This is a genomic window from Lentzea sp. NBRC 105346 (assembly GCF_030269605.1).
Taxonomy (GTDB): Bacteria; Actinomycetota; Actinomycetes; order Mycobacteriales; family Pseudonocardiaceae; genus Lentzea.
This window is the reverse complement of sequence record NZ_BSTQ01000024.1, coordinates 19,550-38,936: the sequence shown is the minus strand read 5'-3', so window position 1 is coordinate 38,936 and position 19,387 is coordinate 19,550. Positions and strand designations below refer to the sequence as shown.

Here is a 19,387-nt window from a genome sequence, read left to right as displayed (position 1 = left end):
CCGTGGTGCAGGATGGTGGGGTGGGGTACGAGGTCCCGGACCTGAGCGAGGTCGTGCGCGAGCAGCCGATGCCGCTGCTCTTCGCGACCGTGTCCGGGGCGCACCTCTACGGGTTCCCGTCGCGCGACTCCGATGTGGACCTGCGCGGCGTGCACATCCTGCCCGTGGAGGAGGTCGTCGGGCTGCGCCCCGGCCCGGAGACGCTGCAGCGGATCTGGGTGCGCGACGGCGTCGAGCTCGATCTGGTGACGCACGACCTGCTGAAGTTCTGCCGCCTCCTGTTGCGGCCCAACGGGTACGTGCTCGAGCAGCTGCTCTCGCCGATCGTCGCACTGACGACGAGGGGCCACCAGGACCTCAGGAACCTGACCCCGGAGCTCGTCACGAGCCGGCACGCACACCACTACCGCGGGTTCGCGCACACGCAGTGGCGGCTGTTCGAGAAGACCGGTGAGCTCAAGCCGCTGCTGTACACGTTCCGCGCGCTGTTCACCGGCGTGCACCTGATGCGCACGGGCGAGGTCGTGGCGCACCTGCCGACGTTGCTCACGAAGCTGGACGGCCCGGAGTACCTCAGGCCGTTGATCGACGCGAAGGCGCTCGGCGAGCACCGCGCGCTGGCCGGGGTGCCCTACCGGCCGACGAAGTCGCGGCTGGAGCAGGACGTGAAGCTGTGGCACGACGAACTGCGGCACGCGCAGGAGCACAGCGAGCTGCCCGAACGCCCCAGCGCGGACGAACAGATCAACGACCTGGTCGTGGACCTGCGGGTCAGGACGAGATCAGGTCGAGCCACGGATGACCGGGATGCACCCGGTCCAGCAGCGTGACCAGCCGCGCGCGGGCGTCCGCGTGCAGCCACGGCAGCGTGGACTCCAGGTCGGTCGTCGTCTTCTGCGCCGCCTTGTACACCAGGACGTACTCGGGCCGCAGGTAGCGCACGCCGTCGCTGGTGAACGTCACGTCGTCCAGCGGCAGCACCACCGACGGGTCCGGCGGGAACACCGTGTCGTGCAGCCAGATGTCGAACGAGCCGAACTTCAGCCGGTCGTGCGACACCCGTTCCACAGCGGGGAACGTCGCCACGAAGACCGGCAGGTCGTCGCGGAAGATGCCGACGTCGGTGTCCGGGTGCGGCCGGCGAACCGCGGTGAACCGCTCCAACGCGCGACTGCCCCCGATCCACCAGGGAATGTCCAGCGAGCGCAGTTCGTCCACGGCGAGAAAGGCTAGTCGGACTTGGTATCGGGCTGCTCGTCGAACGACTCCGGCACCCGCTTGAGGTGCTTAGTCATCGAGCGGACCAGGAAGAACACCGCGATGAAGAACAACACCAGCACGAGCAGGCCCAGCGGCGAGGACTTGCCGAAGTCCTCCCCCTGACCGCCCTTGTCCTTCTCCGACGGCGGGGTGGACGGCTGCACCACCATGGCCACCGTGTCGGTCCACGCGTTCACGCGTTCACCTTCTCCCGAACGCCCGCGAACAGGTCGTCCTCGGGCAGCGTGCTGTCGACCAGCGAACGCGCGAGCTCGTACTCCTCGGTCGGCCACACCTCGCGTTGCACGTCGAGCGGCACGATGAACCAGCGGCTGTCCGGGTCGATCTGCGTGGCGTGCGCCTTCAGCGCCTCGTCACGCAGGTGGAAGTAGTCGGCGCACTCGACGCGCGTGGTGACGCGGTCGATCACGTCGGGGCGGGACGGATCCCAGTTCGCGAGCCACTCGGCGTACGGCGACTCGATGCCGCGGGCCTCCAGGGCCTCGTGGAACGCCGTCAGCTTCGCGCGCGAGAAACCGTGCGAGTAGTACAGCTTCAGCGGCTGCCACGGTTCGCCGAGCTCCGGGTACTTCTCCGGGTCGCCGGCGTCGTCGAACGCCGGGATCGAGATCTCGTGCGTGCGGATGTGGTCCGGGTGCGGGTAGCCGCCGTTCTCGTCGTAGGTGACGATCACGTGCGGGCGGAACTCGCGGATCACCTGGACCAGCGCCGGGACGGACTCCTCCAGCGGCACCAGCGCGAAGCAGCCCTCGGGCAGCGGCGGCTTCGGGTCGCCCTCCGGCAGGCCCGAGTCCACGAAGCCGAGCCAGCGGTGCTGGATGCCGAGGATCTTGGCCGCCTCCGCCATCTCCTGACGGCGGATCTCGGTCATGTTCTCCAGGACCTCGGGCCGGTCCATCGCCGGGTTGAGGATGCTGCCCGCTTCCCCACCCGTACAGGTCACGACCATCACCTCATGACCTTCGGCGACGTAGCGGGCCATGGTGGCGGCACCCTTGCTCGACTCGTCATCAGGGTGCGCGTGCACTGCCATCAGGCGCAGCTTCTCGACCATGACCCCCGCGGTCCTCCTTGAACACCCGGCTCTGCGACACTCACAACCGAGCGTCGACCGTCATTGTTCCTCACGACCAGGAGGGCGCGTGAAAGTGGCAGAACGCGCACTTCCGGAGGGCCGGTACGGCGCCAGGCGGACGATCAAACGCTGGCAGCGCTGGACATTACTCTCCGTAGCACTGCTGGTCGGCCTGGTGGTCGCGTTCGTGGGGTATCGGAATCTCGGCACCAAACCGATCGAGGCCAAACAGACGTCGTTCGAGATCATCGACGACGGTTCGGTGAAGGTCACATTCGAGGTTTCCCGGGACACCCCGGAACGGCCCGCGGTTTGCATCATCCGGGCGCGTTCGAAGGACGGCGACGAAGCCGGAAGACGAGAAGTTCTGGTTCCTCCCGGAAATTCGATCGTCCGCGAGACAACTGTTTTGCACAGCAGCAAGCCCCCGGTCACCGGCGAGGTGTTCGGGTGCTCCTACCAGGTTCCCGCATATTTGTCCACGCCCTAGCGGCCAAGCGGGTGATCTGCGGGTTTAGCGGCGGCCTCGGGAACAAATCGCCGTCGCTGAACGTTGTCCACGTGTTACTCTTGACGCTCAGCACGGCCCCCGCGCGGGCCGTGTTTTTCCGTTCCGGGCCGAGCGTCCGGGAACTGCCAGCCCGCACAGGTGGGCCTGGAAGCAAGACGAGGAGTTGGTGACCGTGAGCGACACCCAGGTGACCTGGCTGACCCAGGAGGCCTACGACCGGCTCAAGCACGAGCTGGACGAGCTCATTGCGAATCGCCCGGTCATGGCTGCCGAGATCAACGCCCGCCGGGAGGAGGGTGACCTCCGCGAGAACGGCGGTTACCACGCCGCCCGTGAGGAGCAGGGCAAGCAGGAAGCTCGCATTCGCCAGCTCCACGAGCTCCTGCAGTCCGCCAAGGTCGGCGAGGCGCCGACCACCAAGGGCGTCGCGGCACCGGGGACTGTGCTCACCGTTCGCTACGAGGGTGACGACGAGAGCGAGACGTTCCTGCTGGCCACCCGCGAGGAGGGTGCGCACGGCGGCATCGAGGTCTACTCCCCCGCGTCGCCGCTCGGCAAGGCCCTGCTCGGCGCGAAGGACGGCGAGACCGTCGAGTACGAGCTGCCGAACGGCAGCGTCCAGAAGGTCACACTGATCAAGGCGGTGCCGTACTCGGCCTGACCCACACGACTTCAAGGGGCGGCCACCGAACCGGGTGGCCGCCCCTTAGTCATGGTTTGACTGTCACGCGGGAGCCCCGCGATGCATGTCATGCATCGCGGGGCTCCCGCGTGACCTTCAGGTGGTGCGTTCCAGCAGCGGCCGCACCCGTGGGGGCACCGGAGTCGACAGCGCGATCGACGTCGACAGGCGCTGCACGCCGGGCACGTCGACCATCTCGTCGATCACCCGCTGCAGATCCGCGTTGGACCGCGCCACCATGCGCACGAAGAGGTCGCCTTGCCCGGTCGTCGCGTGGACCTCGCACACCTCGTTGATGGCGGCGAGCCCGTCCGACACCTCCTGCCGCCGGCCCTGCGCGATCTCCAGGACCGCGAACGCCGTCAGGCCGTAGCCCATCGCGGCCAGGTCGAGCGCCGGCGGGAACCCCGTGAGCACGCCTTTCGCCACCAAACGGTCGAGCCGGGCCTGGACCGTTCCGCGGGCGACGCCCAGCCGGCGGGAGCATTCGAGCACCCCGAGCCGGGGTTCGTCGGTGAGCAGCAGGAGCAGCCTCGCGTCGAGGGAGTCCAACGGCTGGTCAGAGTGTTCACTCTGCTGATCGCTAGGCATAGATCACTGTACAACTTGTATAGCAAAATGAGCGACTGTTGCTCAGCCTGTCCGGTCGATTCATGCTTTTCCACATGACTCAGCAGCTTGACGACGTGAGCTACGACCAGCTCCGGCAGCTCGTGGGACTGGTCGACTACGACGCGACCAAGGACCCCTTCCCCGTGCGCGCCATGGACGCCGTGGTGTTCGTCGCGGGCAACGCCACGCAGACCGCCTGGCTGTACCAGGTGGCGTTCGGCATGGAACTGGTCGCCTACGCCGGTCCCGAGACCGGGCAGCGTGACTACAAGTCCTTCGTGCTGAAGTCGGGCTCCGCCCGCTTCGTGATCAACGGCGGCGTGCGGCCGGGCAGCCCACTGCTCGACCACCACCGCAAGCACGGCGACGGCGTCGTGGACCTGGCGCTGGAGGTCGAGGACGTCGACCGCTGCGTCGAGCACGCCCGCGCCCAGGGTGCGACCGTGCTGGACGAGCCGTACGAGGTCAGCGACGAGTTCGGCACCGTGCGGATGGCCGCGATCGCGACCTACGGCGAGACCCGCCACACGCTCGTCGACCGCTCCCGCTACGACGGCCCCTACCTGCCGGGCTACGTCGCGCGGACGTCCACCGTCGTGCGTCCCGCCGGTGCGCCGAAGCGCCTGTTCCAGGCGATCGACCACTGCGTCGGCAACGTCGAGCTCGGCAAGATGGACTACTGGGTCGAGTGGTACAACCGCGTCATGGGCTTCGTGAACATGGCGGAGTTCGTGGGCGACGACATCGCGACCGACTACTCGGCGCTGATGAGCAAGGTCGTCTCCAACGGCAACCACCGGGTCAAGTTCCCGCTCAACGAGCCCGCGATCGCGAAGAAGAAGTCGCAGATCGACGAGTACCTCGAGTTCTACGAGGGCGCGGGCGTGCAGCACATCGCGTTGGCCACCAACGACATCGTGCGCACGGTCGAGTCCATGCGGGCGTCGGGCGTCGAGTTCCTGGACACCCCGGACTCCTACTACGACGACCCGGAGCTGCGGGCGCGCATCGGCGAGGTCCGCGTGCCGATCGAGGTGCTCAAGCAGCACCGCATCCTGGTCGACCGCGACGAGGACGGCTACCTGCTGCAGATCTTCACCAAGCCGATCGGCGACCGGCCCACGGTGTTCTACGAGCTGATCGAACGGCACGGCTCGCTCGGCTTCGGCAAGGGCAACTTCAAGGCCCTGTTCGAGGCGATCGAGCGGGAGCAGGAACGCCGGGGCAACCTCTGACCGAACCCTGCGTCTAGGTAGGCGAAACAACGCTTACCTGGGGGAAGTCATGAAGTTCATCAAGGGATCTCTGCTGCTCGCAGGCGCTGCCGTGCTGCTGTCCGCATGCGGAACCAGCACGGCGGCGCCGACGCCGACCGGCACCCCGACCGTCGCGTCCAGCACGCCCTCGGCTGCCGTGAAGACGCCGGAGAACAAGACCATCGAGGTCAAGCCGAAGGACCCGCGCACGGTCGACGTCGCGATCGTCCAGAGCATCCACAAGGGCGCCAGGGTCACCTGGGTGCCGGGCAAGATCGTGCCCGCGGAGACCAACAACGTGATGGTCGTCCCCGTCGAAGGCGCACAGCCGGAGGAGGCGTCGTTCGCGGCGGGCGCGAAGTTCCTCACCCCGATGGGCTGCGACGAGTCCGAGTCGCCGTCGCTGGACGCCGAGGGTCTGGGGACGTACGAGTGCTCGGCCGACGAATACCAGAACGCGGCGGGCGGCCACCGCGACACGAAGATCTTCTTCAACGAGCAGGGCGAGATCGTCAAGATGGCCGATCGCTACCACCCGTGATCCGACTGTCGGAACAGGACACGACTCCCGGCCACCCCCACACCTAGGTTGACGGCAACCGCTCACCCGTGGGGGAAGTCGTGAAGTTCATCAAGGGATCTCTGCTGCTCGTCGGCGCCGTCCTGGTGCTTTCCGCGTGCGGAACGCCGAAGGCGGCGCCGACCAGCACCCCGAAGCCTGCGCCGACGAGTTCGTCATCCCCGGCCTCGGATTCCTCGGCACCGAAGACGCCCGAGAAGAAGCCGGTCGACGACAAGCCCAAGGGCGCGCGCACGGTCGACGTCGCGATGATCAGCTCGATCGACGACGGCAAGGTCACCTGGATCACGGGCAAGATCGTGTCCGGCGGGCCGGACAACGGCGTCGTCCAGCCCATCGAAGGCACACAGCACGAGACCGCGGAGCTCGCGCCGGACGTGAAGTTCTACCACCCGCTGGAGTGCGGCGAACCCAAGGGCGTGACGCTCGACGCGGAGGGCGTGGGAGCGCTCGCGTGCACGCGGGCGGAGTACCTGGGCATGGCGAGCCACTACGGAACCAAGATCGTTCTGAACGAGCAGGGTGAGATCGTCATGCTGGCTGATCGCCACCACCCCTGAGGTGACGGGTACCCTGCCAAACGGGGACCTTACATCTTGGGGAGGTGGCATGGCGCTCGCGCGACGCGTAGCCGCGGTAGTACCGCTGGTCGGAGCCGTGACCACGGCTGCGGCGCTGACCGGCGCGGCGTTTTTCACCGTGGCGCACGCGGGCTGCGACGAGGTCGGCTCCTTCGTGCGGACGAGCACCGGCCTGGAGTTCACCGGTGGCTGCGTCAACGGCCGTGACCTGCCGGCCGCGCCGACGGCTGAGGCGGACAACATCAACCGGTTCGGCGCGGCCACAGCTCCCTAGGCGAGGGCCTCGAGCAGGTCCGCGACCAGGTCGTCGCCGGACTCGATGCCGACGGAGATCCGAACCAGGTCGGACGGGACCTCGAGCATGGACCCCGCGGTCGACGCGTGGGTCATCTTGCCGGGGTGCTCGATCAGCGACTCGACGCCGCCGAGCGACTCGGCCAGCGTGAACAGCTTCGTGCGCGAGCACACGGCCAGCGCCGCCTCCTCGCCGCCGGCCACGGTGAACGAGATCATGCCGCCGAACCGGCGCATCTGCTTCGCCGCGACCTCGTGGCCGGGGTGCGCCGGCAGGCCGGGGTAGAGCACCTTCGTCACCTTCGGGTGCTTGACCAGCGCCTCGACGACCAGCTCGGCGTTGTCGGAGTGCTTCTCCATGCGCAGCTCGAGGGTCTTGATGCCGCGCAACGTGAGGAACGCGTCGAACGGGCCGGGCACCGCGCCCGCGCCGTTCTGCAGGAAGCCGAACGCGGCGTCCAGCTCACTGTCCGACGTGATCAGCGCGCCGCCGACGACGTCGGAGTGACCACCGACGTACTTGGTCGTCGAGTGCAGCACGACGTCGGCGCCGAGCTCCAGCGGCGTCTGCAGCGCGGGCGAGGCGAAGGTGTTGTCCACCACCAGCTTGGCGCCCGCGTGGTGCGCGACCTCGGCGAGGGCGGCGATGTCCGCGATGTTCAGCAGCGGGTTGGTCGGCGTCTCGACCCACACGACCTTGGTGTTCGGGCGGATCGCGGCGCGCACGGCGTCGACGTCCGACAGCGCCACCGGCGTGTGCTCGATGCCCCACAGCTTGAAGACCTTGTCGATCAGCCGGAACGTGCCGCCGTAGGCGTCGTTCGGGATGACGATGTGGTCGCCGGGACGGCACAGCGCGCGGATGGCCGTGTCGGTCGCGCCCATGCCGGACGAGAAGGCGCGCCCGTGCCTGCCGCGCTCCAGCGAGGCGAGGCACTCCTCCAGCGCGGTCCGCGTGGGGTTGCCGGTGCGCGAGTACTCGTAGCCCTGGCGCAGTCCGCCCACGCCGTCCTGCGCATACGTGGACGTCGCGTGGATGGGCACGATGACCGACCCGGTCGTCGGGTCCGGCTCCTGGCCTGCGTGAATGGCCCTGGTCGCGAAGCCGTACGGGGCAGTGCTGTCCGTCATTCCATGAGAGTACTCACCACTGCCGAGGCGGACCGTATCCCGGCTGCTGGGCTCCCGGCTGCTGGTATCCGGGTGGCGGGTAACCCGGCTGGTGGTATCCGGGCGGCGGTGGCGGGAAACCGTGAGGCGGCTGTTTCTTCGCCGCGATCCACTGTCCGGTCGACGGCAGCAGCGCGAGCACGGACGCGAGCACCGCGAACAGCGGGACCGCGAGCGCACTCAGGTCGAGCACGGCAACGCCGATGCTGATGATGCTCCACGCCACCAGACCGAGCACGCACACCGCGCCCGCGACCACCAGGAACCGCCCGGCGCCCGCACGCGCGAAGAGCATGATCCCGCCGATCAGCAGCAGGATCACCGCGAGCACCTGCAGCGCGATGGACACGAGGAACGTCGGCTGCTGGAAGACGCCGCCCAGGTACTCGCGAACGCTGACCAGGAATCTGATGAGATCGCCCGCGCCGAACAGACCGGCGACCAGGGCGAGCACACCTGCGGCGACCGCCGTCCCCCGAGAAGGGGGCGTCGGTGCGGGCGGGCCCCACTGGGGCTGCTGCGGATAAGGCGGCTGGGGATGGCTCACCACGCGATTATCACCACTGGGGCGGCGGGCCGTAGCCCGGCTGCTGATATCCGGCCGGCGGTGGCGGGAAACCGGGCTGCGGCTGCTGCTACTTCGCCGCGATCCAGCGGCCGGTCGACGGCAGCATCGCCAGCACGCCCGCCGCGATCGGCAGCCCGAGGCCGACGAAATCGAAGGCGATGAGCCCGGACCCGGTTCCGGGCATACCGGACATCGCCATCATGAACATCCGCGCGACCGCGGCGCCCACCACCAGCAGCATGCCGGCGAGCGTGACGTACCTGCCCGCCGTTCTCCGCGCGAACAGCAGGATCGCGCCGAGGATCAGCAACAGCGCGCTCACCGCTTCCACCGCGAACCCGGCCGCGATCAGGGTCCAGGCCGGACCACGCTCGACGGTTTCGGTGCCGGGCGCCGCCGCGGTCGGCATCGGGCCACCGTTGAAGATGTAGATCCAGGTCAACGCCTGCGATCCCGCGTTGAGTCCGGCGATCAGCGCGAGGATCGCCGCGGCGATGGTGGTGCCCTGGGTCGGTGTCGCGCCTGGCGCGGGTGTGTGCTCGGTCACCGCGCGAGTATCACCAGTGCGGTGGCGGCCCGTATCCCGGTTGCTGATATCCCGGTAGCGGTGGGGGAAAACCGTGATGCGGCTGTTTCTTCGCCGCGATCCACCGGCCGGGCGGTGATGGGTACTGCGGCCGCTGGGAGTAATTCACCGCGCGAGTGTTACCACTGAGGCGGCCCGTATCCCGGATGCGGGTTGCCCGGCTGCTGGTATCCGGGTGGTGGAGGACCCGGCTGTTGATATCCGGGTGGCGGCGGACCGGGCTGCTGGTATCCCGGTGGCGGAGGACCCGGCTGCTGGAATCCGGGCGGCGGCTGCTTCTTCGCCGCGATCCAGCGACCGGTCGGCGGCACGATCGCGAGCACTGCCGCGGAGATGTCGAGCACCAGGAGCAGCAGCGTCGCGGGCGTCAGGCCGAGGAACCCGTAGCCGACGGCGTTCCACGCGATCAGCCCGAGTGCGATGACCGGTGCCGCGAGCACCAGGAACCGGCCCGCGCCCACGCGCGCGAACAACATGATCGCGCCGAGCAGCTGCAGGATGGTGGCGAGCACGCCCAGTCCGAAGGGCACGAGGAATCCGGGCTCGCCGAGCGCGGTGGTGAGGAACTCTCCCAGTCGCACCAGAGAGGTCACCTGGAAGACGCTCGACAGCAGGCCGGAGATCAGCGCGAGGATCGCGGCGGTGATCGTCGTGCCCTTGGAGGGCGGCTTCGGGAACGCGGGCCCCGGCGGCCCCCACTGGGGCTGCTGCGGGTAGGGCGGCTGGGGGTAGCTCACCGCGCGAGTATTACCACTGACGTGGCGGCCCGTACCCCGATTGCGGATTTCCGGGCGGCGGGAATCCAGGTGGCGGGAATCCGGGCTGCTGCTTCGGCTTCTTGGTGGCGATGTACGCACCGGTCGACGGCAGGATCGCCAGCACCGCCGCGACCAGGGCGCACAGCACGACGCCGAGCGCCCAGTCCGACAGGTAGCCGACGTGGAACAGCAGCTGCCGGGAGAAGAACGGGGCGGCCTGGCCGATCGCCAGCACCAGCTGCAGCACGACGAGCAGCGCGCCCAGCGGCACCAGGAACCGGCCCGCGGCCGCCCGTGCGATGAGCATGGCGCCGCCGATGCCGAGCACGAGCACGCTCAGCAGCTGCAGGACCAGGCCGATGATGACCGGCGGCTGGTCGAGCGTGAACTTGAAGATCCGCGCGTCCATCCAGAACATCAGCAGGCCCAGCGCGTGGAAGGCCGCCGCGACGATGGCGCCCATGCCCGCGAGGGACGCGGTGAGTGGACTCGGGGGTTTCACCGGACCAGCCCCCGGCCACGGGGCCGGGGGCTGGTGCGGAGGATGCGCATAGCTCAACGAACTACCACTGCTGGGGCTGGCCGTAGCCGCCCTGCTGTGGCTGGCCGTACGGGTTGGACTGCGGCTGCTGCGGCGGCTGGCCGTAGCCCGGCTGACCACCGAACGGCGGCTGGCCGTAGCCACCCGGCGTCTCCGGGGCGTTGACCACGATGGTGCCCATGATCTTGTCCGCCCAGGTCTGCTTCTTCGGCTCCCACAAGGGGGCGAAGAAACCCGCGTAGCAGGGCAGGCCGTCGACGATGTGGCAGAGGTGGCGGACGAAGGCGTTGCCGAAGCCGACCGGCTGGCCCGTGTCCTCCTTGATCAGCTTGATCTTCGCGATCTTCTTGCCGAACGACTGTCCGGTCGTGCCCGCGAGGTACCAGGAGTTGTAAACCTGGAAACCGATCAGGCCGAGGTAGCCGATCGCCATGAGGATGAAGACGAGCGACGGCTCACCGGTCGCGCCGGCGATACCGAGGAGCAGACCGAACACCACACCCGGCGCGACGTAGTCGACCAGGCCGGCGACGAGGCGCGAGCCCCACTCCGCGTAGCCGGTGGGCGGCGGCGGGAACGCACCCGGCATGCCGTAACCCGGCTGCGCGCCGTAAGGCGGCTGGCCGTAGCCAGGCTGTGCGCCATAGGCCGGCTGCTGCGGCTGTCCGTACGGCTGCTGCGGCTGGCCGTACGGGTTGGACTGCGGCTGACCGTAGGGCTGCTGCGCCTGCGGCTGGCCGTACGGGTTCGACTGCGGCTGACCGTAGGCCGGCGGCTGCTGGGCGGGGAACCCGCCCGAACCCGGCCCCTGGGCCGGGAAGCCGCCGGAGCCCGGCGTCTGGGGCTGGCCGTACGGGTTGGCCGCCGCTGCGGGAGGCACCTGGCCTGGGCTGACGACCTGGGTGGCGTCCGCGTTGGGCTGGGGAGCCGCAGGAGTGGCGCCGGGGGCGACGACCTGAGTCGCGTCCGCCGGCGGAGTGGCAGGCGGCTGCCCGCCCTGTGGCACCACCTGCGTCTTGTCCGCCTGGTCCTGCTGCGGCTGACCGCCGAATTGCTGGTTTCCTGGCGGCTGCGGAGCGTTCATCCGGTTTCCAACCCCCTTGGCTGGGCCGTTGTGGCTAGTGAGTCGGCATCACGCTATCGGACGCACCCGTGAGGACGCTCAGCGACCAGCCAAGAAGCCCAGAATGTCCTGGCGGGTCACGACGCCGGCGGGCTTTCCGTCCTCCAGCACCAGAGCACCGTCCGCATGGGACAGTGCGTTCATCGCGACGCCGACCGCCTCGCCCGCACCGATCGTGGGCAGCGGCGGGGACATGTGCTTGTCGAGCCGGTCCGACAGCTGCGCCTTGCCGGTGAACAGCGCGTCGAGCAGGTCCCGCTCGTTGACCGCGCCCGAGACCTCGGCCGCCATCACCGGCGGCTCGGCGTTCACGACCGGCATCTGCGAGACGCCGAACTCGCGCAGGATCGCGACCGCGTCACCGACCGTCTCGTGCGGGTGCGTGTGCACCAGGTCGGGAAGCTTGCCGCCCTTGCGCCGCAACACGTCGCCGACGGTGGCGCCGGTCGAGTCCGGCGGCAGGAAGCCGTACGACGACATCCACCGGTCGTTGAAGACCTTGGACAGGTAGCCGCGGCCACCGTCCGGCAGCAGCACCACGACGACGTCGTCCGGGCCGAGGTCGCGCGCGACGCGCAACGCCGCCGCGGCCGCCATGCCGCACGAGCCGCCGACGAGCAGCCCCTCCTCGCGGGCGAGCCGGCGCGTGATGTCGAACGAGTCCGCGTCGGACACCTCGACGATCTGGTCGCAGATGGTCTTGTCGTAGGTCTCCGGCCAGAAGTCCTCGCCGACGCCCTCGACGAGGTACGGCCGCCCGGTGCCGCCGGAGTACACGGAGCCCTCGGGGTCCGCACCGATGATCTGCACGCGACCGTCCGAGACCTCCTTGAGGTACTTGCCGGTGCCGCTGATCGTGCCGCCGGTGCCGACGCCGGCGACGAAGTGCGTGATCCTGCCCTCGGTCTGCCGCCAGATCTCCGGGCCCGTCTGGAAGTAGTGCGACGCCGGGTTCTCCGGGTTCGCGTACTGGTTCGGCTTCCACGCACCGGGGATCTCACGGACCAGCCGGTCGCTGACGTTGTAGTAGGAGTCGGGGTGCTCCGGCGCGACGGCGGTCGGGCACACCACGACCTCGGCGCCGTAGGCCTTCAGGACGTTGCGCTTGTCCTCGCTGACCTTGTCCGGGCAGACGAACACGCACTTGTAGCCCTTGCGCTGCGCGACGAGCGCGAGGCCGACACCGGTGTTGCCGGACGTGGGCTCCACGATCGTGCCGCCCGGCTTGAGCAAACCGTCCCGTTCAGCGGCCTCGACCATGCGCAGCGCGATCCGGTCCTTCACGCTTCCACCGGGATTGAGGTACTCGACCTTCGCGAGCACGAGCGGCGACATGCCGTCCGTCAGCGAGTTGAGCCTCACCAGCGGCGTGTTGCCGACCAGGTCCACGACGTGCTCGACGTACTCCACCGGTCTTCCTTCCCAATCCCCGAGATACCGAAACGAAGCCTAACCCTAGTGACCTCTGAGGTTAATTCGAACGGCGGTTGTGACGATTCACTGCAGTAAGGGGGTGGTTCGGATGCCCGGACTACGGCAGGTACGCGCGGCGGTGATGGCGCTCGGCGCGGTGGGAGGTTTGTCGGGCGCGCTCTTCGGCCTGCTCACCGAGCAGGGCAGGCGCGCGAGGCTGGCGATCGGCGTGCTGGAGCATCTGGCGCCGGCCGCGAACGGCCTGTTCGGCACAGGCACCGGTGAGCCACTGCACCTCGCCGTGCTGGGCGACTCCATGGGCGTCGGCGTCGGCGTGGAGACGTTCGAACAGCTCCCCGGCGTCCTGCTGGCCACGGGCCTGGCCGAGGAGGCGGGCCGCCCGGTGCGCCTGGACACGCTGGCGGTCAGCGGCTCGACCACCCGCGACCTGCCGCGGCAGGTGGACGTGGTCCTGGAGTCTCCCCCGACCGTCGCCCTGATCGTGATCGGCGCGAACGACGTGACCACCCGCATGTCGATCGCGGAGTCGGCCCGCCTGCTCGGCTCCCAGGTGGCCCGCCTGCGCGCCGCGGGCGCGGGCGTAGTCGTCGCAACGTGCCCGGACCTGGGCTCGGTCCTGCCGATCGCCCAACCGTTGCGCACCGTCGCGCGTCAGTACAGCCTGCGCCTGGCCCGAGCCCAACGCGCCGAGGTCTTCAAGGCGGGCGGCACCCCAGTCGGCCTGGCGGAACTCCTGTCCCCCGAGTTCGTGGCGCGCCCGGCCGACTACTTCAGCCGCGACCGCTTCCACCCCAGCGCGGTCGGCTACGCCGCCGCGGTAGCGGTACTCCTCGCCCCGGTGTGCGCCGCCGCGGGAGTCTGACATCACGTGTGCGCCTGAACCGGCGTTAACTAGGCTGCGCACACCTGATGCGGTGAAACGAAGGAGTTTCGCAATGCCCGAGGCCGTCATCGTCTCTGCCGCCCGTTCGCCCATCGGCCGGGCGGGCAAGGGTTCGCTCAAGGAGGTCCGCCCCGACGACCTGGCCGCGCAGATGGTCAAGGCGGCGCTGGACAAGGTCCCGCAACTGGACCCGGCGCAGATCGACGACCTGATGCTCGGCTGCGGCCTGCCCGGCGGCGAACAGGGCTTCAACATGGCGCGCGTGGTCTCCGTTCTCCTGGGCCACGACGAACTGCCCGGCACCACCGTGACGCGTTACTGCGCGTCCTCGCTCCAGACGACCCGCATGGCGCTGCACGCCATCAAGGCGGGCGAGGGCGACGTCTTCATCAGCGCGGGCGTGGAAACCGTGTCGCGCTTCGCCAAGGGTTCGTCGGACTCGTGGCCGGACACCCACAACCCGCTCTTCGCAGACGCCGAGGCCCGCACCGCGTCGACCGCCGAGGCCGGCGCGACGACGTGGGAGGACCCGCGCACGTCCGGTGGTGTGCCGGACATCTACATCGCGATGGGCCAGACCGCCGAGAACCTGGCCCTGGCCAAGGGAATCTCGCGCGAGGAGATGGACCAGTTCGGCGTCCGCTCGCAGAACCTCGCGGAAAAGGCCATCGCCAACGGCTTCTGGGCGCGCGAGATCACCCCGGTAACCCTCCCCGACGGCACGGTGGTCTCCTCCGACGACGGCCCCCGCCCAGGCGTCACGTACGAGGCGGTCTCGGGCCTGAAGCCGGTCTTCCGCCCCAACGGCCGAGTGAACGCAGGCAACTGCTGCCCCCTCAACGACGGCGCCGCAGCCCTAGTGATCATGTCCGACGTGAAGGCCCGCGAACTGGGCATCACCCCGCTGGCCCGCATCGTGTCGACGGGCGTCTCGGGCCTGTCCCCGGAGATCATGGGCCTGGGCCCGGTAGAGGCCTCCAAGCGAGCCCTCGCCCTGGCCGGCCTGTCGATCAACGACATCGACCTGGTCGAGATCAACGAGGCGTTCGCGGCCCAGGTAATCCCCTCGTACCAGGACCTGGGCATCGACCTGGACAAGCTGAACGTCAACGGTGGCGCCATCGCGGTAGGCCACCCGTTCGGCATGACGGGCGCCCGAATCACCACCACTTTGATCAACTCACTGCAGTTCCACGACAAGCAGTTCGGTCTGGAAACGATGTGTGTCGGCGGCGGCCAGGGCATGGCGATGGTCCTGGAGCGTTTGTCCTGACGGTCTTTTGACAGGTGTGCGAGTACCACCCGATCGGAGGTACTCGCACACCCTCTCAGGTGCCGATGACGTTATTCGCCGCAACCGGCGTCATCACACGCGTGGGAGTCCGTCCCTACCGGTGAGCAAGGAGGGTCGGACATGCCATATGTGTGGTGGCACAGCGGATACGACCTGCGATGCCACGCCTTCGCCATAGACCAGGCACACGACGCGGCACGCGGCTACTACGAAGCGGTGTGCGAACACTCGGTCCCCCAGGAACGGGTCGAGCGCGAGCAACACGGACAACTCTGCACGACCTGCTTGATCAAAGTAGGAACGGAACTCCCAGAAGAGGTCCGCTGGAGGAGCTAGGGGCGCCCCACAAGGGGTTAGCCCCTTTTTTGTCGCCTGAAAGGACAACTCAGCGGGGCTGAGCGGGCAACACGCGGGCTGAATTGCGACTCGCGCACACGATGCGCGAAGCGCGAGGCCCCGGGAACGTAGGACTCGGGGTGCAGGAACGTGGGACTCGCGATGCGAAGCGAGCGAGCCCTCACCTGCGCGCCAGCGCAGGAAACCACCAGGTGGTGGGCCCCTCCCGTCGCATCGCAGGCGAAGCCCTGCCGCAACTGAGCCCCGAGGTCAAGCACGCTTTTCGCTTGACCTCGGGGCTCAGTTGTGGCTGCCTCTGGTGCGATGCGACGGGAGGGGCACACCACCCCAACGCAACCCACTACGAAACGAAACCACCCATGGGCCCCTCTTTGAGCTGAGCCGGGGTCCGGGGCGGAGCCCCGAGCAGTAAAAGGCGACCACGCACGAAACCGGCAGCCAAGGCGCAACCACGCACGGAACCGGCAGCCAAGGAAAGTCAGCGCGTCAACACAAACGCGACCCACCACGAAAGCCGCCGCGTCAACACAAACGCAACGCAAAACGCCCCCCGGCCGAAGCCGAGGGGCGCCTAAGCAAGCAACGATCAGTCGGAGTTGAAGTACGACAGCAGCCGCAGGATCTCGGTGTACAGCCACACGAGCGTGACCGTCAGTCCGAAGGCGATCTGCCACGAGTACTTGGCCGGCACGCCGGCCCGAATAGCCTGATCGGCAGCATCAAAGTCGATCAAGAACGAGAACGCCGCCAACCCGATGCAAACGAGCGAGAACACGATGGCGAGCGGCCCACCGTCCCGCAGCCCGATCCCACCGGAAACGAAGAACGATGCGATCAGGTTGAACAGCATGAGCACGCCGACACCGATGATCGCCCCAACGATCCACTTGGTGAACTTGGGAGTGACCCGCACCGCGCCGGTCTTGTAAACGACGAGCATGCCGCCGAACACACCGAGAGTGCCGATCACGGCCTGCCCGATGACCGCGATCCCGTTGCCCGGCACCACGTTGTCGAGGGCACGACCGATGATGCCGCTGATGCCACCGAGGAAGATGCCCTCGGCGACGGCGTAGCTGATGACCAGCGCGGGGCTGGGCGTGCGCTTGAAGATGATGATCAAGGCGAGCACGAGACCGACGATGGCCGCCGGAAACGCGAGCGCGTAAGCCTTGGTCAGGTACGTCGCGACGGCACCGACCGCGACCACGCCGAGCGTGATCGCCGTCTTGGTGACGACGTCGTCGATCGTCATCGGCCGCTCGCCGGCCAGCGGCGGGGCCTGCTGGTAGCCGTACGCTTCCTGCGGCTGGCCGAAGCCTGCGTAGCTTCCGTACCCACCGCTTGTCGGCAGGTTCCGGAAAGCCGGGTTGCTGGTGGAACGCACCTCGTCCTCCTGGATTGGCGTATCTGACGCCGTCACGGGTTCAACGAACCTGCTGTGCGCCCGGTTCCCCCGTCGGTAAAAGGGACTTTACCCGCGAGGGAGATCACATGTACCGCAACATGCAATAACTCCGGAGCGTAATGAGATGGCGGCGTGTCGCGGCGTGTCGGTCCCAAAGTGAGTAACCCTCGTCACATTCCAATCACATTCACACCGAGAGTGACCACACACTTCCCCCCTGTGGCGGCTTGTCCCCAATGTGGGGGAAGGCCAGTCTCGCATCCGGAAACCCACAGGTCAGAGGGGATCAAGATCAGCGATGGGCTGGAAACGACTTGCCGGCGCGATGGTGGTGGCAGGGCTGGCCCTGCTGACCGCCCCCGCGGCGGCGGACGCGGTCGGCGTCAAGGGAATCGGCTTCAACGCGGGCGCGCTGCAGCCGAACGCCCCGACCGGGTCGGAGTGGCACGGCTCCTACATCTGGCAGGGCAAGCAGGTCTGGTGCGTCCAGTACGCGCTGCCCGCCCCCGACAGCGCCGTCCCCTACAAGGACGGTGACGAACTGCTCACCAAGGGCGGCGCGAAGCTCGCCCCCGAGATCGCCGCCAACATCTCCTATCTGCTGCTGCGCTACACCACGACCAAGGCTCCCGAAGAGGCCGCGGCACTGGCGCACCTGCTGCACAGCTGGACCGCCTTCCCGCACAACCAGCTGCGCTACGACACGACCGACCCGAAGTTCCTGGCGTACAACGCCGAGTTCTACTTCAACAACCTGCCGCAGGTCGTCCGCGACGCCGTCGGCCGGTTGAAGGCGGACGCCGAGGCCAACCGCGGCCCGTGGACGCTGCAGGCGAAGGCGCCGGCCACCCCGCAGGTGATCGGCACCGCCGGTGAGTGGACCGTGCAGCTGCTGAAGGCCAACCAGAAGGGCGTCCCGAGCGCCCCGGTCTCGTTCACGCTCACCGACGCCAAGCTCGAGGACGGGTCGACGACGGGCACGCTCACCACGCCCGCCGACGGCTCGGCGCTGAAGGTCAGCGTCATCCCGACGGGCCCGAAGCCCGCGCTCGCGATCGTCGCGGACAGCCCGGCCGACCGGCCGGTCGTGCATGTGCCGACGACGACCGACAACATGCAGCGCATCGTCACGACCGGCGGCGAGAAGAAGCTGCCCGCGAACGCCGGGACGACCGCGAAGACCGCGCCCGGTGCGGTGAAGATCACCAAGCTGGACTCGGAGACGAAGAAGGCCATCGCGGGCGTCGCGCTGCGCGTCACCGGTGCGGACAAGGTCGCGCCCGCGCTCAAGCAGGACGACACGCAGCTCGTCGGCACGGACGGCAAGCCGATCGTGCTGCAGACCGGGGAGGACGGCACCGTCGCGATCCCGGACCTGCGCACCCCGCAGGAGATCTGCATCATCGAGGTCGCGGCGCCCAAGGGTTATGAGGAGTTCTTCGACCCGAAGGCACCGCCGGCCGCGTGCGGCAAGGTCGAGCCGGGCCAGACGCTCGCGCTCGAGGTGCTGAACAAGCCGAACAAGCCGAAGGTCCCGAGCACCATCCCGGCAGGTGCGAACGGCCAGACCCCGGTGGCCACGGCCTCCTTCAGCACCGAGCTGCGCGGTGGCCTGATCCTCGGTGTCGGCAGCCTCGTGGTGGCGGTTGCCGCCCTGGCCGGCTTCCTGGTGTGGCGCAGGCAGTGAGTTCCAAGGCGTTCCTGACCGGCGCGCTGGTGGCGGGGATCCTCGCCACCGGCGCGCTGGTCGCCACGTCCAAGCCCGAGATCGTCCTCGGCAAAGCGCTGGGCGACGAGGTCCCGGTCGTGCCCGCGGGCCCGATCGGCGACAGCCTCGCCACCGGCCGCGGCGCCGACCTGACGGGACTCGTCGGCGGCGCCCGGATCAAGGGTGAACAGCAGAAGGCCGCACCACCGCAGGAGAAACCCAAGCCCGGCACGGTGAAGCTGCCCGAGGGCGGCACCGCGACGCTCGTGCGCCGCGAGGTCGTCAACGGCGTGCTGCCCGTCCCGGACGGCATCGGCGAGGCCACCTGGTGGGGCGCCGAGCTCACCGGCAAGGAAGGCGCGACCGTCCTCGCCGGACACGTCGACTGGAAGGGCGCCAAGGGCCCGTTCGCCGAACTGTGGCGCGCGGCGGTCGGGCGCGAGATCACCGTCGCCGACAGCGCGGGCAAGCAGTTCACGTTCAAGGTCTCGCAGGTCCTGACGATCAACAAGAACGATCTGCCCAACCGGGCGCTCGAGCTCTTCGGACCGCGCGGCGCGCACCGGCTCGTGCTCGTGACCTGCGGCGGACAGTGGATCGGCGGCCAGAGCGGGTACGAGGCGAACCGCGTTGTGATCGCCGACCCCCTCTAGGAATCAAACACAGGGTTGAAGCAACCCTTTCG

Annotated in this window: 22 protein-coding genes and 1 pseudogene; 11 read left to right on the top strand and 12 right to left on the bottom strand. The window is 68.7% G+C overall.

Annotated features, from left to right (window positions below; all coding sequences use genetic code 11):
• The first annotated feature begins 20 nt into the window (after window positions 1-20).
• Window positions 21-830 carry a nucleotidyltransferase domain-containing protein gene (locus QSK35_RS38385; RefSeq protein WP_285752768.1) on the top strand — a complete coding sequence of 270 codons (810 nt, stop codon included), beginning with the start codon at window positions 21-23 and terminating at the stop codon, window positions 828-830.
• Here the strand turns inward: QSK35_RS38385 and QSK35_RS38380 are convergent.
• The 3 genes and pseudogenes from QSK35_RS38380 to mca form a co-directional block, all read right to left on the bottom strand.
• Complete coding sequence (locus QSK35_RS38380) at window positions 772-1,218, bottom strand: hypothetical protein (protein WP_285752766.1); 447 nt, start codon at window positions 1,216-1,218, stop codon at window positions 772-774. The genes QSK35_RS38385 and QSK35_RS38380 overlap by 59 nt on opposite strands.
• Before the next feature lie 29 nt (window positions 1,219-1,247).
• Window positions 1,248-1,430: pseudogene (locus tag QSK35_RS38375) on the bottom strand (hypothetical protein); the annotation flags it as partial.
• A 23-nt stretch (window positions 1,431-1,453) separates the two neighbouring features.
• Window positions 1,454-2,335, bottom strand: coding sequence for a mycothiol conjugate amidase Mca (mca, locus tag QSK35_RS38370; RefSeq protein WP_285752764.1), 882 nt, complete (start codon window positions 2,333-2,335; stop codon window positions 1,454-1,456).
• 94 nt (window positions 2,336-2,429) lie between these two features.
• On the opposite strand from mca, the gene QSK35_RS38365 reads away from it, so the two are divergent.
• Together QSK35_RS38365 and greA are read left to right on the top strand one after the other, a co-directional pair.
• The gene (locus QSK35_RS38365) at window positions 2,430-2,846 is read left to right on the top strand and encodes a DUF4307 domain-containing protein (protein WP_285752762.1); all 417 of its coding nucleotides are present in this window, start codon (window positions 2,430-2,432) and stop codon (window positions 2,844-2,846) included.
• A gap of 184 nt (window positions 2,847-3,030) precedes the next feature.
• Window positions 3,031-3,528 carry a transcription elongation factor GreA gene (gene greA / locus QSK35_RS38360; protein ID WP_285752761.1) on the top strand — a complete coding sequence of 166 codons (498 nt, stop codon included), beginning with the start codon at window positions 3,031-3,033 and terminating at the stop codon, window positions 3,526-3,528.
• 117 nt (window positions 3,529-3,645) lie between these two features.
• On the opposite strand, the gene QSK35_RS38355 is transcribed toward greA, so the two are convergent.
• Window positions 3,646-4,140 carry an Lrp/AsnC family transcriptional regulator gene (locus QSK35_RS38355; protein ID WP_285752760.1) on the bottom strand — a complete coding sequence of 165 codons (495 nt, stop codon included), beginning with the start codon at window positions 4,138-4,140 and terminating at the stop codon, window positions 3,646-3,648.
• A gap of 74 nt (window positions 4,141-4,214) precedes the next feature.
• Between QSK35_RS38355 and hppD the strand changes: the two genes are divergently transcribed.
• From hppD to QSK35_RS38335, 4 genes are all read left to right on the top strand, one after another.
• Complete coding sequence (gene hppD / locus QSK35_RS38350; RefSeq protein WP_285752759.1) at window positions 4,215-5,396, top strand: 4-hydroxyphenylpyruvate dioxygenase; 1,182 nt, start codon at window positions 4,215-4,217, stop codon at window positions 5,394-5,396.
• 49 nt (window positions 5,397-5,445) lie between these two features.
• Complete coding sequence (locus QSK35_RS38345; RefSeq protein WP_285752758.1) at window positions 5,446-5,958, top strand: hypothetical protein; 513 nt, start codon at window positions 5,446-5,448, stop codon at window positions 5,956-5,958.
• Window positions 5,959-6,038: 80 nt separating this feature from the next.
• Window positions 6,039-6,557 carry a hypothetical protein gene (locus tag QSK35_RS38340; protein ID WP_285752756.1) on the top strand — a complete coding sequence of 173 codons (519 nt, stop codon included), beginning with the start codon at window positions 6,039-6,041 and terminating at the stop codon, window positions 6,555-6,557.
• A gap of 49 nt (window positions 6,558-6,606) precedes the next feature.
• Complete coding sequence (locus QSK35_RS38335) at window positions 6,607-6,852, top strand: hypothetical protein (RefSeq protein WP_285752755.1); 246 nt, start codon at window positions 6,607-6,609, stop codon at window positions 6,850-6,852.
• Here QSK35_RS38335 and QSK35_RS38330 read toward each other — a convergent pair.
• From QSK35_RS38330 to QSK35_RS38300, 7 genes are all read right to left on the bottom strand, one after another.
• Window positions 6,849-8,003 (bottom strand): cystathionine gamma-synthase, encoded by a 1,155-nt coding sequence (locus QSK35_RS38330; protein WP_285752753.1) that lies wholly within the window; start codon window positions 8,001-8,003, stop codon window positions 6,849-6,851. The two genes, QSK35_RS38335 and QSK35_RS38330, sit on opposite strands and share 4 nt — an antisense overlap.
• 13 nt (window positions 8,004-8,016) lie before the next feature.
• The gene (locus QSK35_RS38325) at window positions 8,017-8,589 is read right to left on the bottom strand and encodes a hypothetical protein (RefSeq protein ID WP_285752751.1); all 573 of its coding nucleotides are present in this window, start codon (window positions 8,587-8,589) and stop codon (window positions 8,017-8,019) included.
• 88 nt (window positions 8,590-8,677) lie between these two features.
• Entirely contained in the window at window positions 8,678-9,157 is a 480-nt protein-coding gene (locus tag QSK35_RS38320) for a hypothetical protein (protein ID WP_285752749.1), read from the bottom strand.
• Between the two features lie 158 nt (window positions 9,158-9,315).
• Window positions 9,316-9,933 carry a hypothetical protein gene (locus tag QSK35_RS38315; protein ID WP_285752748.1) on the bottom strand — a complete coding sequence of 206 codons (618 nt, stop codon included), beginning with the start codon at window positions 9,931-9,933 and terminating at the stop codon, window positions 9,316-9,318.
• Between the two features lie 10 nt (window positions 9,934-9,943).
• Window positions 9,944-10,456: a hypothetical protein gene (locus tag QSK35_RS38310; protein ID WP_285752747.1), complete on the bottom strand. Its 513-nt coding sequence runs from the start codon at window positions 10,454-10,456 to the stop codon at window positions 9,944-9,946.
• A 61-nt stretch (window positions 10,457-10,517) separates the two neighbouring features.
• On the bottom strand, window positions 10,518-11,579 hold the full coding sequence (locus QSK35_RS38305) for an RDD family protein (protein WP_285752746.1): 1,062 nt from the start codon (window positions 11,577-11,579) through the stop codon (window positions 10,518-10,520).
• 78 nt (window positions 11,580-11,657) lie between these two features.
• On the bottom strand, window positions 11,658-13,028 hold the full coding sequence (locus tag QSK35_RS38300; protein WP_285752744.1) for a cystathionine beta-synthase: 1,371 nt from the start codon (window positions 13,026-13,028) through the stop codon (window positions 11,658-11,660).
• 112 nt (window positions 13,029-13,140) lie between these two features.
• Here QSK35_RS38300 and QSK35_RS38295 point away from each other — a divergent pair, with 112 nt between their 5' ends.
• Both QSK35_RS38295 and QSK35_RS38290 read left to right on the top strand, forming a co-directional pair.
• Entirely contained in the window at window positions 13,141-13,914 is a 774-nt protein-coding gene (locus QSK35_RS38295) for an SGNH/GDSL hydrolase family protein (RefSeq protein WP_285752742.1), read from the top strand.
• A gap of 73 nt (window positions 13,915-13,987) precedes the next feature.
• Window positions 13,988-15,208: an acetyl-CoA C-acetyltransferase gene (locus QSK35_RS38290; RefSeq protein WP_285752740.1), complete on the top strand. Its 1,221-nt coding sequence runs from the start codon at window positions 13,988-13,990 to the stop codon at window positions 15,206-15,208.
• Window positions 15,209-16,172: 964 nt separating this feature from the next.
• Here QSK35_RS38290 and QSK35_RS38285 read toward each other — a convergent pair.
• A complete protein-coding gene (locus QSK35_RS38285; RefSeq protein WP_285752738.1) occupies window positions 16,173-16,973 on the bottom strand; it encodes a Bax inhibitor-1/YccA family protein in 801 nt (266 codons plus the stop codon).
• A gap of 319 nt (window positions 16,974-17,292) precedes the next feature.
• On the opposite strand from QSK35_RS38285, the gene QSK35_RS38280 reads away from it, so the two are divergent.
• Together QSK35_RS38280 and QSK35_RS38275 are read left to right on the top strand one after the other, a co-directional pair.
• Window positions 17,293-18,681, top strand: coding sequence for an MSCRAMM family protein (locus QSK35_RS38280; RefSeq protein ID WP_285752736.1), 1,389 nt, complete (start codon window positions 17,293-17,295; stop codon window positions 18,679-18,681).
• Window positions 18,678-19,355, top strand: a complete 678-nt coding sequence (locus QSK35_RS38275) for a class F sortase (RefSeq protein WP_285752734.1) — start codon at window positions 18,678-18,680, stop codon at window positions 19,353-19,355. The genes QSK35_RS38280 and QSK35_RS38275 overlap by 4 nt, the downstream gene beginning before the upstream one ends.
• Window positions 19,356-19,387 lie beyond the last annotated feature (32 nt).